General features: G+C 69.5%; 10 protein-coding genes. 7 read left to right on the top strand and 3 right to left on the bottom strand.

Annotated elements, in window-relative coordinates; all coding sequences use genetic code 11:
• Positions 1-162: 162 nt before the first annotated feature.
• Genes NO978_RS07220 through NO978_RS07200 form a run of 5 tightly spaced genes read left to right on the top strand, consistent with a single transcriptional unit; the run spans position 163 to position 5,765 of the window.
• Entirely contained in the window at positions 163-1,776 is a 1,614-nt protein-coding gene (locus NO978_RS07220; protein ID WP_257298876.1) for an acyl-CoA synthetase, read from the top strand.
• A gap of 53 nt (positions 1,777-1,829) precedes the next feature.
• The gene (locus tag NO978_RS07215) at positions 1,830-2,756 is read left to right on the top strand and encodes a rhomboid family intramembrane serine protease (protein WP_257298875.1); all 927 of its coding nucleotides are present in this window, start codon (positions 1,830-1,832) and stop codon (positions 2,754-2,756) included.
• A gap of 1 nt (position 2,757) precedes the next feature.
• On the top strand, positions 2,758-3,498 hold the full coding sequence (locus tag NO978_RS07210; RefSeq protein WP_257298874.1) for an endonuclease V: 741 nt from the start codon (positions 2,758-2,760) through the stop codon (positions 3,496-3,498).
• A 25-nt stretch (positions 3,499-3,523) separates the two neighbouring features.
• Positions 3,524-4,429 carry an SDR family oxidoreductase gene (locus NO978_RS07205; protein ID WP_257298873.1) on the top strand — a complete coding sequence of 302 codons (906 nt, stop codon included), beginning with the start codon at positions 3,524-3,526 and terminating at the stop codon, positions 4,427-4,429.
• Between the two features lie 10 nt (positions 4,430-4,439).
• A complete protein-coding gene (locus NO978_RS07200; RefSeq protein WP_369684116.1) occupies positions 4,440-5,765 on the top strand; it encodes a glycerate kinase in 1,326 nt (441 codons plus the stop codon).
• Between the two features lie 123 nt (positions 5,766-5,888).
• Here NO978_RS07200 and NO978_RS07195 read toward each other — a convergent pair whose 3' ends face one another.
• A complete protein-coding gene (locus tag NO978_RS07195; RefSeq protein ID WP_257298872.1) occupies positions 5,889-7,112 on the bottom strand; it encodes an arsenical pump-driving ATPase GET3 in 1,224 nt (407 codons plus the stop codon).
• A gap of 439 nt (positions 7,113-7,551) precedes the next feature.
• Positions 7,552-8,652 carry a pyridoxal phosphate-dependent aminotransferase gene (locus tag NO978_RS07190; protein ID WP_257298871.1) on the bottom strand — a complete coding sequence of 367 codons (1,101 nt, stop codon included), beginning with the start codon at positions 8,650-8,652 and terminating at the stop codon, positions 7,552-7,554.
• A gap of 302 nt (positions 8,653-8,954) precedes the next feature.
• Between NO978_RS07190 and ppsA the strand changes: the two genes are divergently transcribed.
• Positions 8,955-11,264 carry a phosphoenolpyruvate synthase gene (gene ppsA / locus NO978_RS07185; RefSeq protein WP_257298870.1) on the top strand — a complete coding sequence of 770 codons (2,310 nt, stop codon included), beginning with the start codon at positions 8,955-8,957 and terminating at the stop codon, positions 11,262-11,264.
• On the opposite strand, the gene NO978_RS07180 is transcribed toward ppsA, so the two are convergent.
• On the bottom strand, positions 11,261-12,172 hold the full coding sequence (locus NO978_RS07180; protein ID WP_257298869.1) for a site-2 protease family protein: 912 nt from the start codon (positions 12,170-12,172) through the stop codon (positions 11,261-11,263). The genes ppsA and NO978_RS07180 overlap by 4 nt on opposite strands.
• 113 nt (positions 12,173-12,285) lie before the next feature.
• Here NO978_RS07180 and mfnA point away from each other — a divergent pair, with 113 nt between their 5' ends.
• Positions 12,286-13,359: a tyrosine decarboxylase MfnA gene (mfnA, locus tag NO978_RS07175; protein WP_369684114.1), complete on the top strand. Its 1,074-nt coding sequence runs from the start codon at positions 12,286-12,288 to the stop codon at positions 13,357-13,359.
• Positions 13,360-13,367 lie beyond the last annotated feature (8 nt).

Here is a 13,367-nt window from a genome sequence, read left to right as displayed (position 1 = left end):
TCCAATCCCGGAACGGTTCCAGAGACCGTTCGTCGGCCGGCGACGTCCACAGCATCGCCGGCTACGATTCACCCCCTTCCTGCGGCCCAACGTTCGACTGACAGCACCGCGTGTCACCCGCGCCGCCGAAGAATTATGTTCTGTGCTAGTCACCGTCACGTTATGGAGGTCGACTACGAGCGCGAGGTTGCGGAGTTCGAGTGGGACATCCCGGACGAGTACAACCTTCCCGACGTGGTCGCGGACCACGCCGACGAGCACGGGGACCGCGTTGCCGTGCGGTTCCGGGACGCGGACGGCGCGGAGGCAGTGCGGACGTACGCCAACATCTGGGACGATGCCCAGCGGTTCGCCAACGCGCTGTCGGACCTCGGCGTGGGCGAGGGCGACCGCGTCATGCACCTCTTTCCACGGCATCCCGACGCCTTCGCGGTACAGGTCGGTGCGCTCGCCGTCGGCGCACTCCTCGTGCCGTGTTCGGAGCTGCTGAAGCCCAAGGACATCGAGTTCCGCGCGAACGACTGCGAGGCGTCGGTGATGGTCGCCCATCACTCCCTCAGCGACATGGTCGAACCGGTCGCCGACGAGACGCCGCTCGAACACTTCGTCGCCCTCGACGGCGAGGTGGAGGGCTGGCACCGCTTCAGTGACCTGCTCGACGGGCAGGCCGCCGAGTACGACGGCCCGGAACTCGGCGCCGAGACGCCGTTGACCATCAACTACACCTCCGGGACGACCGGCCAGCCGAAGCCGGTTCAGCACCGCCACCGCTGGCTGTACTGCTTCAACCGCATCAACGGCCGCTACTGGTGGGGCATCGACGACGACACCGACCTCTCCGAGGAGTACCTCTGGGCGACGACGGGAACCGGCTGGGCGAAGTGGTTCTGGAGCCCGGTCGGCGTCGCGCTCACCGCGGGGGCGACGCAGTTCGTCTACGAGGGCGAGTTCGAGCCCGCGACGTTCCTCGACCTCCTCGCGGAGGAGGAGATCACGAAGCTCTGTGCCGTCCCGACGCAGTACCGGATGTTCGCCCAGGAGGACCTCGACGACTGGGAGCTCTCGCTCACCGACGCGCTCTCGGCGGGCGAACCGCTCAACCGCGAGCCCATCCAGGCGTTCGAGGACGCCTTCGGCATCACCCCGCGCGACGGCTACGGCCAGACGGAGACGGTCGCGGTCGCGTCGAACTACCCCGGCATCGACGTCAAGCCGGGGAGCATGGGCCGGCCCTGCCCCGGCATCGGGACGACCATCATCGACACGATGGACGAGACGGAGGTCGATGACGGCGAGATCGGCGAGATAGCCATCCCCGTTGACTCCCCCGCCATCTTCGACGGCTACTACGAGCGACCCGACTTCGACGCCGAGACCTTCTCGGGTGAGTACTACCGCACCGGCGACCTGGCCTCGCGCGACGAGGACGGCTACCTCTTCTTCGAGGGGCGCGCGGACGACATCATCATCTCCTCGGGTTACCGCATCGGCCCGTTCGAGGTCGAGGATGCCATCGTCGCGCACCCCGCCGTCGCCGAGGCCGCGGCCGTCGCCAGCCCCCACGAGGAGCGCGGGAACGTCGTCAAGGCCTACGTCGTCCTCGCCGACGGCGACGAGCCCTCGGACGAACTCGTCGGGGAGATACAGGAGTTCGTGAAGGAGGAGACGGCCCCGTACAAGTACCCCCGCCGGGTCGAGTTCGTCGACGAGCTGCCGAAGACGAGTTCGGGGAAGACCCGCCGTATCGAGCTCCGCGAGGAGGAGCACGACGACTGAGCCGCGTCCCCGAATCCCAACCCCTTTGCCGTCCGTGTTCGTACTGGCGACCAATGGCCAAGTGCGACGAGTGCGGCGACGAGACGAACATGCCGTACACCTGCAACCGGTGTGGCGGGAAGTTCTGTGGCACCCACCGGCTGCCCGAGAACCACGACTGCCCAGGGCTGCAGTGGGACGACCCGCAGGGCGTCTGGGCCGAGGAGACGACGGACACCTCCAGCAGCAGCGACGGCGGCGTGCTGAGCGGCCTCACTTCGGACCCGTTCCGGCGTGGCGGCCCGCTGGCGTACTTCCGCGGGAACATGACGTACGTGTTCCTCGGGCTGATGTGGATCACGTGGGGAATCCAGTACTTCATCCTGCCCACGTTCACGACGATCAGCCCGGAGCCGTTCGCGGAGCAACAGCAGCTCTGGTACGACATCTTCACGCTCCAGAGCGAGCACCCCGAGTACGTCTGGGCGTGGTTCACCTCCATCTTCTCGCACGCGGGTGGCCTCTATCACATCGCCGGCAACAGCATCGTGATATTCTTCTTCGGCCGGCTGGTCGAGGAGTACGTCGGCAGCCGCGACTACATCTTCCTGTTCCTCGCGAGCGGCGTCCTCGCCGGGCTCGGACAGATCGGCCTCGCGCTCGTGACGGGCGAACCGACGGCGCTGTACGGGGCCTCCGGCGCGGCCCTGGCCCTGATGGGCGTGCTGACGGTCATCCGACCGAACCTCACCGTGCTCATCTACTTCATCATCCCGACGCCCATCTGGGTGCTCACCGGGCTGTACGCCCTCGTCAGCGTCACTGGCGTCATCGGTGGCAGTGTCGCCCCCGGGGGGAACGTCGCCCACGGCGCACACCTGTTCGGTCTCATCCTTGGCCTGCTGTACGGCCAGTACGTGAAGGACAAGGTGAGCCTCCCGCGGGAGACCAGCCTCGGCGGCGGCCGTCGCGGCGGCGGTGGCGGCAGAGGCCCGTTCTGAGATGCGGACCGAGTTCGTTCCGGACCCCGGAGCCGCCAGAGACGAGATGGAAGCCCAGCAGCGAGATATCGCCGCGGCGGCGACCTTCACCGACGACTTCGAGTTCGACGGCGACGCGGTCGGCAGCGACACCGGCCCGCTCGTCGCCGGCGTCGACCAGGCGTTCCTCGACGACCGCGTGGTGAGCGCCATCGTCGTCACCCGCGGCGAGAGCGTCGTCGAGCGTGCCCACGCCGTCTCGCCGCTCTCGATTCCGTACATCCCCGGGCTGCTCTCGTTCCGCGAGGGCAACCCCATCCTCGCCGCGTTCGAGGAGCTGGAGACCGAGCCCGACTGCGTGCTGTTCGACGGCAGCGGCCACATCCACTTCCGGCAGGCCGGACTCGCCACGCACATCGGCGTCGTCCTCGACGTGCCGAGCGTCGGCGTCGCGAAGAACCTGCTCTGTGGCACGCCCGAATCGTCGACGGAGGGGCTCGCGGCTGGCGAGCGCGTCGGCATCGACGCCGACGGCGACGTGGACGCGCCCGCCGGCACCAGAATCGGGTACGCCGTACAGACGAAGCAGTACGACTCGTCGAACCGTCACGTCAACCCGCTTCTCGTCAGTCCCGGCCACCGCGTGAGCGCCGAGACCGCGGCGGACTGGACGCTCGCCACCGCGGCGGGCTACAAGCTCCCGGAACCGACCCGGCTGGCCGACGCGCACGCCGACGACGTGAAACGAACCATCGACACTTAGGTACCTCCCGGGTGAACGCCGGAGCATGACCGCAGACGAGGACGACGACTCGCCCGAGGGGGCGAGCACGACGACGGACGACGAGGTGTCGTCGGAACCGGAACCGACACTGGAGACCGTACTCATCACCGGCTGCTCCTCCGGTATCGGCCGTGCGACGGCGAAGGCGTTCCGCTCGGAGGGCTGGCTGGTGTACGCGACGGCGCGCGACCCGGACGACCTCGCGGACCTGGCCGACATCGGCTGCGAGACGGCCGAGCTCGACGTGACCGACCGCGGGCAGGTCGAGCGTGTCGTCGACCGGGTCGTCGACGAGGCCGGCCACATCGACTGCGTCGTCAACAACGCCGGCTACGCGCAGATGGGCCCCATCGAGGACGTGCCGACGGAGAAGGTCCACGAACAGTTCGACGTGAACGTCTACGGCCCCCACCGGCTCGTCCGCGCCGCCGCGCCGCACATGCGGGAGGCGGAGGACGGCACGTTCGTCAACGTCTCCAGCGTCTCGGGCAAGCTCTCCGTGGCCGGAACCGGTGTCTACTCCGCCTCGAAGTTCGCCGTCGAGGCGATGAGCGACGCGCTCCGGAGCGAGCTCCGCGATTTCGACGTCGAGGTCGTCGTCGTCGAACCCGGCCCCGTCGCCACGCAGTTCACCGACCGCGCCGACAGCGAGGTCGACGACCTCCCCCGTTCGGAGGCGTACGACGACCTCTACGAGCTCTTCGAGGACGCCAGCCTGGTCGCGGGCGACGGCCCGCTCTCCGTCTCGCCGAACCAGGTCGCAGGAGTCATCCTGAACGCCGCCAGCAGCACCGACCCCGCGACCAGATATCCCGTCGGCACCGTCGCGAAGTACGGCCTGCTCGCCCGGTACCTGCCGGACCGGATCCGCGACGTGGTCGTCGGACTCGTCCGGCGCTTCGCCACGTAGGGAGCGGACCGTGCCCATCGAGAACCGCGACGAACTGGCGACGACACCGGCCCGCGAGACGGCACTCGCCTGCGTCACGGCCGGCATCGAGGCAGCGCTACCGGAGCGCGTCGTCGCGGACGGCGTGGCGGTCACCGACACTGTTCTGACGGTCGACGACACGCGATACGACCTCGGCTCGTTCTCCGCGATACAGCTCGTCGGCGCGGGCAAGGGCGCGGGCCGGCTGGCCGCGGCGTTGGTCGACGCGCTCGACGGCCGCGTGGACGGCGGTGTCGTCATCACCGACGAGCCGGCCGATGCGGGGCCGGTCGAGGTGGTCGTCGGCGACCACCCCATCCCGACCGAGCGGAACGTCGCTGCCGCCCATCGGATTCGGGACTCCGTCGCCGATGCCCCCGAGGACGCACTCGTGCTCGTCGCACTCACCGGGGGAGCGAGCGCGCTCCTGACGCTGCCCGGCGGCGACCTCACCGTCGACGACATCGCCGGCGTGACGCGCGAACTGCTCGACGCCGGGGCCTCCATCGGCGAGCTCAACGCCCTCCGGAAGCACTGCTCGGCGGTGAAGGGCGGGTGGTTGGCCGACGCAGCGGCACCCGCTCGGCTCGTCACGCTCGCGGTCTCGGACGTCGTCGGCGACGACCCCTCCGTCATCGGCAGCGGGCCGACCGCACCCGACGCCACGACGTACGCCGACGCTGTCGCGACCCTCGACCGGTACGACGTGGCCGCGCCGTCCGTGCGGGCACACCTCCAGTGCGGTGTCGACGGGTCTGCACCGGAGACGCCGCGCGCCGACGACCGGGCGTTCGACCGCGCAGACTACCACGTGCTGGCGAACGCGGAGACGGCGCTTTCAGCGGCGGCGATGGTCGCCCGGAAACGAGGGTACGAACCGCTCGTGCTCTCGGCCAGCGTCGAAGGCGAGGCTCGCGAGGCTGGCCGGTTCCACGCGGCCGTCGCTCGCGAGGTGCGGGCGACCCGCCGGCCAGTCGACCCGCCGGCGGTGCTCCTCTCCGGCGGCGAGTGCACCGTCAGCGTCCGCGGCGATGGGGTAGGTGGGCCGAACCTGGAGTTCGGGCTCGCCGCGGCCCTTACCCTGCGGGGGACCGACGATGTGGCGGTCGCGGCCGTCGACACCGACGGTCGCGACGGTTCGACGGCCGCTGCGGGTTCACTCGTCGACGGTGAGACCGTCCCGAACCCGGAGCCGGCTCGGGACGCGCTCACAGTCAACGACAGCTGCGGCTACCTGGACGGACGGGACGCAGTGCTCAGGACGGCCCCGACGGGGACGAACGTCAACGACCTGCGGGTCGTGGTCTTGCAGTAGGGCTCGGCCAAAATTGTTGGCGAACAGACGGTACGCGACAGCGCGCGATGCTGTACCGTACGACCGCTGGACATCGCGCGTCGGCGTTCTATAGCATACCGGGGCTGGTCCCGGCTTCCTACTTCAATCCAGACACGCGGCGACGATTCTGAGCATCCGTTCCCCGCGCACCTCGTCGGCGAACAGCGGGACCCGGCGCACGTCGGTCCCGCGGAACAGCTCCTGTGCCTCCGCCAGCGCGGACTGCTGGACGTCCCAGCGGCGCTGGCAGAACTCGCAGTCGGCGAGGTCCGGCTTCACGAACTCGTCGGCGTCGACCGAATCGGTCACGTCGGCGAGGTCCTCCATGACCCGGTTGACGACGACGGTGCCGACGGGGATCTCGAAGTCGGCGAGCTGGGCGCGCAGCCGGCGTGACTCGAAGACGCTCATCTCCTCGGGCACCATGACGATGCGGAAGTCGGTCTGTGCGGGGTCGCGAAGCACGGCGTGCAGGCGCTCGATGCGGTCGGCGAGCTCGTCGAGGTCCGGCGACTGCTGGTCCGCGCCGTCGTCACCGCCGAACATGCCGGAGAGGCCGCCCATCAGGCCGCCGAGCCGTTCGCGGAGCTTCGCGATGCGGCCGACCATCGTGTCCATGACCTCGGGGAGTTCGAGCAGCCGGAGCGTGTGGCCGGTTGGTGCGGTGTCGACGACGACGCGGTCGAAGCGCGGGTCGTCGAGGTACTCGAGAAAGAGCTGCATGGCGGCCGCCTCGTCCGCACCGGGCATCGCGCCGCCGAACATCGAGCTCATCGGGTCCCCGCCCTCGCCGCCGAGCATCTCGCCGAGGCCCCCCATCGGGCCCTCCATACCGCCCTGCCCGCCCATTGGGCCGGCGTCCGCGCCGCCGGGCTCGTCGCCGAACGGGTCGGCGCCGGCCCCGTCACCGCCCCCGAACAGTGCCTCACCCTCCGCCATCGCCTGCTCGGGGTCGATCTCGGCGGCGAACAGCGGGATATCCTCCCGGATGCGCGTCGGCTCCGCCGGAATCTCCGTCTCGAACGTGTCCGACAGCGAGTGTGCCGGGTCCGTGGAGACGACGAGCGTGCGCGTGCCGTCGGCCGCGCTCGCGAGGCCCGTCGCGGCCGCCATCGTCGTCTTGCCGACGCCGCCCTTCCCGCCGTAGAGGACGTACTCGGGGGCGTCGACGCCGTCTAGCGCGTCTGTCGTCGCCTCGTCGAGGTCGTCGTCGACCGAGTCGACTTCGATGCCGTCAGCTGGATGTGTGGTGTCTTCGGCCTGGTCCGCGCTCGGGTCGTCGGCGTCCTCGACCTCGTCGACCGGGTCGACGCTGATGTCGCTCATGCGGCCGGGTATCGGCCGACGACTTGTGTACTAATCGGTCCCGCCATCGGTCGTCCTGTGGTGTCGTGGGAGGTAGTTTGGAATCTCTCCCATGGCGAACAGCCAGAGAGCCCCGGGAGTCGTTGGAATCACCGCAGCCGACAACAACCAGAAAGCCCCGGCGGGCCACGCTCCCGCGGCTCGTTGCGCTCCTCGCTCTGCTCCGGTGCTTACTTCGCCGGGGTTCGCGTGGTCCGCCGCCCCTTTCAGTCCCACCCGACCGCACCGCGACCGCCCTCGAACCTCCCCAGCCGACTGCGGTGCTCGTTCCTGCGCTCCTCGTCCCTCGCGCGGATGGCTCGACGCGCTCACTGCGCTCGCGCAGTCTCGCCAGTCCGCGCGCCAGCCGTCTGATCCGGATTCATCGCCAGAAACGGATGCACCTCGTGCGGCGCAGACCTCACCCGAACCGCTCGGCGAGTCGGTCAGCGGCCTCCTCGACCCGCGGCGTCACGAGCGCGAACCGGAACCAGTCGTCGAAGGCGTCGCCGAAGGCCTCGCCCGGCATCCCCGCGACGCCGGTGTCGTCGATGAGTTCCTTCGTGTTCTCGATGGTGCCGGGATAGCCGTCGAACCGGGCCATGACGTAGAACGCGCCGTCGGGCTCGGTGTACGCCGCGCCGGCTTCGTCGAGCGCGTCGGTGAACGTGTCGACGCGGTCGGCGAGCAGCTGTCGGTTGGCTTCGTGGTAGGCCGGGTCGGTGTGCCGGAGCGCGTGGAGCACCGCGTGCTGGCCCGGTCGCGTGGTGGCGACGTTGACGAGCATGTGGCGGGCCTTCGCGGCCTCGACGTGCTCCTCGGGGAAGACGGCGTAGCCGACGCGGAAGCCCGTGATGGCGAACGTCTTCGAGAACGAGTTCGTGACGATTCTATCCGGCGAATCGATGGACAGCGCGCTCGTGAACCGGCCCGAGCGGTCGTAGTGGTCGTACACCTCGTCGCTGACGAGGATGGCGTCGTGCTCCTCCGCGATGGCGACGAGTTCGCGGATCGTCTCCTCGGGGTACACCGCGCCGGTCGGGTTGTTCGGCGAGTTGACGACGATGCAGGCGGTGTCGTCGCTCGCGGCCTCGCGGACAGCCGCGGGGTCGAGCGTGCCGTCGTCGTCGGTCGGGACGAACCGCTGCGTGCCGCCGAGCATCGAGGTCTTCCCAGGGTAGTAGGGATAGACGGGGTCGGTCAGGATGACCTCGTCGCCGGCACCGCGTTCGAGCGCGCGGGCCATCGCCAGGTAGTTCGCCTCGCCGCCGCCGTTCGTGACGACGATCTGTGACTCGTCGACGCCCCGGCGCGCGGCGATCTCCTCGCGCAGGTCGCGCAGTCCCTCCGAGGGCGCGTACTGGAACTCCGACTGGTCGAAGTCGGCGTACTCGCGCAGGCCGTCCCGGAGCGACTGCGGGGGCTCCCAGTCGGGGTTCCCGCTGACCATGTCGACCACGTCACGGTCGGCGTGGACCGCGTACGACATGATCTCGAAGAAGAGCGGTTTCTCGTACTCCATGGTCGGGCAGTCGACGCCCGAGTGGCTATTTCTTTCGGGTCTGGACGGACGGTTCCGGTGTCGGCGGGGGGTCGGCGAGTGCACGTGCCAGGCGTTGTCGGTTCCATCAGACGTTCGGGCCGGTATCCCGGCGTTCGGCCCGCCCGGTCCCCCCGGCGGACCCGGCACGGCCCCGCCGTCGCAGTCGAGCGGAGACTGGCAACACTTGCCCGTCCAGCCGAACGTTCACTCGACACCGAGTCAGAATCGGCCGCCCGTTCCCGGAATCTTCTTTACCAGTGCCAAGGTGTCTCCGCATACGAATGGCAGTACTCTGGCTGGACGACATCCGCGCCGACGACCTGGAATCGGTCGGTGGCAAAGGGGCGTCCCTGGGCGAACTCACAGGCGCAGGGCTCCCCGTACCACCCGGGTTCGTCGTCACGGCTGAGACGTACCGGGACTTCATCGAGGCGGCTGGCATCGACGAGGAACTGTTCGAGGCGGTCGACGTCGACGTCGACGACAGCGAGGCGCTCGCCGAGGCGGAGGCGCGCGCGAGCGAACTCATCCTGGGGAGCGAGTTCCCCGACGAACTGCGCGAGGAGATCCTCGAGGCCTACAGCCACGTCGGCGACGGCGAGGCGTTCGTCGCGGTGCGCTCCTCGGCGACCGCGGAGGACCTCCCCGACGCGTCCTTCGCGGGCCAGCAGGAGACGTTCCTCAACGTCACCGAGGAGGACCTGCTCGAGCGAGTCCGCGAGTGCTGGGCGTCGCTGTTCACCCAGCGCGCCATCTACTACCGGACCCAGCAGGGCTTCGCCCACGACGACGTGAACATCGCGGTCGTCGTCCAGCAGATGGTCGACGCCGAGAAGTCCGGCGTGATGTTCACCAGCCACCCCTCGACGGGTGCGGCGACGATGATCATCGAGGCCGCGTGGGGACTCGGCGAGGCCGTCGTCTCCGGCAGCGTCTCCCCCGACAACTACCACCTCGACCGCGAGTCCGGCGACGTCGAGGAGGTGACCGTCGCCGACAAGAAGGTCAAGATGATCAAGGACCCCGAGACCGGGCAGACGGCCGAGGTCGACGTGCGGGAGGACCAGCGCGAGGCGCGGGTGCTCTCGGACGACGAACTCGCGGAGCTACGCGACCTCGGCATCACCGTCGAGGACCACTACGAGACGCCGCAGGACGTGGAGTGGGCAATCGTCGACGGCGACGTGTACATGCTCCAGTCCCGTCCCATCACCACCATTTCGGAGGGCGAGGTCGGCGAGGCCGACGACACGCGCGTCGACGCCGACATCGGCAGCGACACGCCGGGCGAGGCCAGTGCGACCGACGGCGGCGGGAGCGACGACGTGCTCGTCCGCGGCCTGGGTTCGAGCCCGGGCATCGCCTCCGGCCGGGCCCGCATCGTCAAGAAGCTCGACCAGCTCGACAAGGTCGGCGAGGGCGACATCATCGTCACCGAGATGACGACGCCGGACATGGTGCCCGCGATGCGCCGTGCCGCCGCCATCGTCACCGACGAGGGCGGGATGACGAGCCACGCCGCCATCGTCTCCCGCGAGCTCGGCGTCCCGGCCGTCGTCGGCGCGGGCGATGCCACGACGACGCTCGAGGACGGTCAGATGATAACCCTCGACGGCGACAAGGGGACCATCCGCGAGGGCAAGACCCAGACCGACGAGGAGCGCGAACCCGTCGAGGAGGTACGCCCGCAGGCCCCGGTGAAGCCGATGACCGCGACCGAGGTGAAGGTCAACGTCTCCATCCCCGAGGCCGCCGAGCGCGCCGCCGCGACGGGTGCCGACGGCGTCGGCCTGCTCCGTATGGAGCACATGATCCTCTCGACGAACAAGACGCCCGAGCGCTACATCGAGGACCACGGCGAGGAGGCGTACATCGACGAGATAATCGACGGCGTCCAGCGCGTCGCCGAGGAGTTCTACCCGCGACCGGTCCGTGTGCGCACGCTCGACGCGCCGACCGACGAGTTCCGCCAGCTCGACGGCGGTGAGGACGAGCCAGAGGAGCACAACCCGATGCTCGGCTACCGCGGCGTCCGCCGCAGCCTCGACCGGCCGGAGCTGTTCAAGCACGAACTGGAGGCGTTCCGTCGCCTGTTCTCGATGGGCTACGACAACGTCGAGATCATGATCCCGCTCGTGAACGACGCCGAGGACGTCATCCAGGTCCGCCAGCTGATGGAGGAGGCGGGTATCGACCCGACGAAGCGCCGCTGGGGCGTGATGGTCGAGACGCCGGCGGCCGCGCTCTCCGTCGGCGAGATGGCCGAGGCGGGCATCGACTTCGCGTCCTTCGGCACGAACGACCTGACGCAGTACACCCTCGCGGTGGACCGGAACAACGAGAACGTCGCCGACCGGTTCGACGAGCTCCACCCGGCCATCCTCGAACTCATCAGCCAGACCATCGAAACCTGCCGCGAGCACGACGTGAACACGAGCATCTGCGGGCAGGCCGGCTCCAAGCCACAGATGGTCCAGCACCTCGTCAACACCGGCATCTCCAGCATCTCGGCGAACATCGACGCCGTCCGTGACGTGCAACACGAGGTCAAGCGCACCGAGCAGAAGCTCATCCTCGACTCGGTCCGCTAGAGCGACGGCCCGAACAGCGCGAGCAGGACGACCGCGGCGGTCGCCACGCTCGCGCCGACCACCACCGACCGGGGCGCATCCGCCCCGTCGCCGGTCAGTTCCGCCACGGCGATTCTGAACACCTTGCCGCCGTCGAGCGGCCAGATGGGAAGCGCGTTGAACAGCGCGAGGTTCGCGTTCAGGAAGCCGACCCAGAACAGCGTGTTGACGACGACGCCGAGGCTCGCCACGTCGGCGGCCGTCGGCGGCGCGGCGGTCGTGTAGAGCCAGCCGAAGTAGACGAGGTAGGCGTCGACGATGGTGCCGAGGCCGACGACGACGAACCCGAGCAGCACGAGCAGGGTGACGGCGACGTTGTTGGCGACACCGGCGGCGAACAGCCGGAGCCTGGCGCGAGCTGGGGCGTCCTCGACCGCCGCCGTCGGCTTGACGTACGCCGCGAGGGGGAGCACCCCGAACAGGAGGGCGACGCCCATCTCGTCGATAGGGAGGTCGTCGACGCGGAGCGATATCGCGTGGCCGCCCTCGTGGACGAGCGTGGCGACGAGCAGGCCGAGGACGACGTAGCCCGCCGCCGCGAGCGGCATGAACTCGTTGACGCCTGGGATGGCGACCATGTTGTTCGGGTCGTTCGCGGCGGTGGACTCCGCGTCGGTCGTCAGCGCGACGACGGCGACCCAGCCGACAGCGCCGACCGCGCCGAGGCCGCAGGCGACGAGCACGCCGACGCCGAGGTCGTGCCAGCGCCGCCACGGGCCGCGTTCGGCGACCCGGTCGACGAGTGGTTCGCCGCGCGTCGTGAACGCGTACAGCGTGAGGAACCCGACTTTCAGTGACCGCGGCAGTCGCTGGTTGCAGGCTGCCTCGACGGCCTCGAAGCGGCGCAGGACGCTGTCGAAGGGACCCATCGTTTCTGTCCGGTCTTTCCCTGTGCTGTCATTGAATCTATCGGACGACCGACGCGGCCCCAGAAACCACCCGGGAACGCAACCCCTAAATTCCACAACCCGAAGGTATGGGCATGCGCGGCCAGCCACAGGACTTCGACCGGGTCCTCTCCTCGATGTGTACGGAACCACACCCGGTCGCACGCGAGGCCGCAGAACGCTTCCTCGCGACGAACCCCGGGGACCCCGCGACGTACCAGACCGTCGCCGAACTGGAGGACGAGGCCATCGCCGGACTCGGCGAGGTCGTCGGCCTCGACGACCCCGCGGGCTACATCGCGAGCGGCGGAACCGAGGCAAACATCCAGGCGGTGCGCATCGCCAGGAATCGCGCGGTGTCGAGCACTCCGAACGTCGTCGTCCCGGAGAGCGCGCACTTCTCCTTCCAGAAGGCCGCGGACGTGCTCTCGGTGGAGCTCCGGGTCGCCCCGCTCACGGACGACTGGACCGCCGACGTGGGTGCGATGCGTCGGTTCTGCGACGAGGACACCGCACTCGTCGTCGGCGTGGCCGGGACGACGGAGTACGGCCGGGTCGACCCCATCCCCGAACTCGCCGACCTCGCGAACGACGTCGGCGCGCTGTGTCACGTCGACGCGGCCTGGGGCGGGTTCGTCCTCCCGTTCACCGACCACGAGTGGCACTTCGCACACGCCGACATCGACACGATGACCATCGATCCACACAAGATGGGCGCGGCGGCCATTCCGGCGGGCGGGCTGGTCGCCCGCGACGCCGAGCTGTTCGACGCGCTCGCCGTCGACACGCCGTATCTCGAGTCCGCGAAGCAGGCGACGCTCACGGGGACTCGCTCCGGCGCGGGCGTCGCAAGCGCGGCGGCGGTGATGGACGAGCTCTGGCCCGACGGCTACCGCGAGCAGTACGAGCGTGCACAGGCCAACGCCGAGTGGGTCGCCGACGCCCTCGCGGAGCGCGGGTTCGACGTGGTCGAGCCCGACCTCCCGCTGGTCGTCGTTCCGATGTCGGAGGGACTGTTCGAGTCGCTCCGCGAGGCGGACTGGCGGGTCTCCCGCACCGCGGACGGCAAGCTCCGCATCGTCTGCATGCCCCACGTCACCCGCGACGTGCTCGAGACGTTCGTCGCGGACGTCGACCGGCTGCGGCCCAGTGTGAACATTAACACTTAGGTCCGCGG

It is taken from the genome of Haloarchaeobius sp. FL176 (assembly GCF_024609245.1).
GTDB lineage: Archaea > Halobacteriota > Halobacteria > Halobacteriales > Natrialbaceae > Haloarchaeobius.
This window is presented reverse-complemented; position numbering and strand designations above follow the sequence as displayed.

What these genes read in the sequence shown, in the direction of transcription:
- NO978_RS07205 (WP_257298873.1), top strand. Translation starts at nt 3,524, where the DNA reads ATGACCGCAGACGAGGACGACGACTCGCCCGAGGGGGCGAGCACGACG.
- NO978_RS07210 (WP_257298874.1), top strand. Translation starts at nt 2,758, where the DNA reads ATGCGGACCGAGTTCGTTCCGGACCCCGGAGCCGCCAGAGACGAGATG.
- ppsA (WP_257298870.1), top strand. Translation starts at nt 8,955, where the DNA reads ATGGCAGTACTCTGGCTGGACGACATCCGCGCCGACGACCTGGAATCG.
- mfnA (WP_369684114.1), top strand. Translation starts at nt 12,286, where the DNA reads ATGCGCGGCCAGCCACAGGACTTCGACCGGGTCCTCTCCTCGATGTGT.
- NO978_RS07220 (WP_257298876.1), top strand. Translation starts at nt 163, where the DNA reads ATGGAGGTCGACTACGAGCGCGAGGTTGCGGAGTTCGAGTGGGACATC.
- NO978_RS07190 (WP_257298871.1), bottom strand. Translation starts at nt 8,652, where the DNA reads ATGGAGTACGAGAAACCGCTCTTCTTCGAGATCATGTCGTACGCGGTC.
- NO978_RS07195 (WP_257298872.1), bottom strand. Translation starts at nt 7,112, where the DNA reads ATGAGCGACATCAGCGTCGACCCGGTCGACGAGGTCGAGGACGCCGAC.
- NO978_RS07215 (WP_257298875.1), top strand. Translation starts at nt 1,830, where the DNA reads ATGGCCAAGTGCGACGAGTGCGGCGACGAGACGAACATGCCGTACACC.
- NO978_RS07180 (WP_257298869.1), bottom strand. Translation starts at nt 12,172, where the DNA reads ATGGGTCCCTTCGACAGCGTCCTGCGCCGCTTCGAGGCCGTCGAGGCA.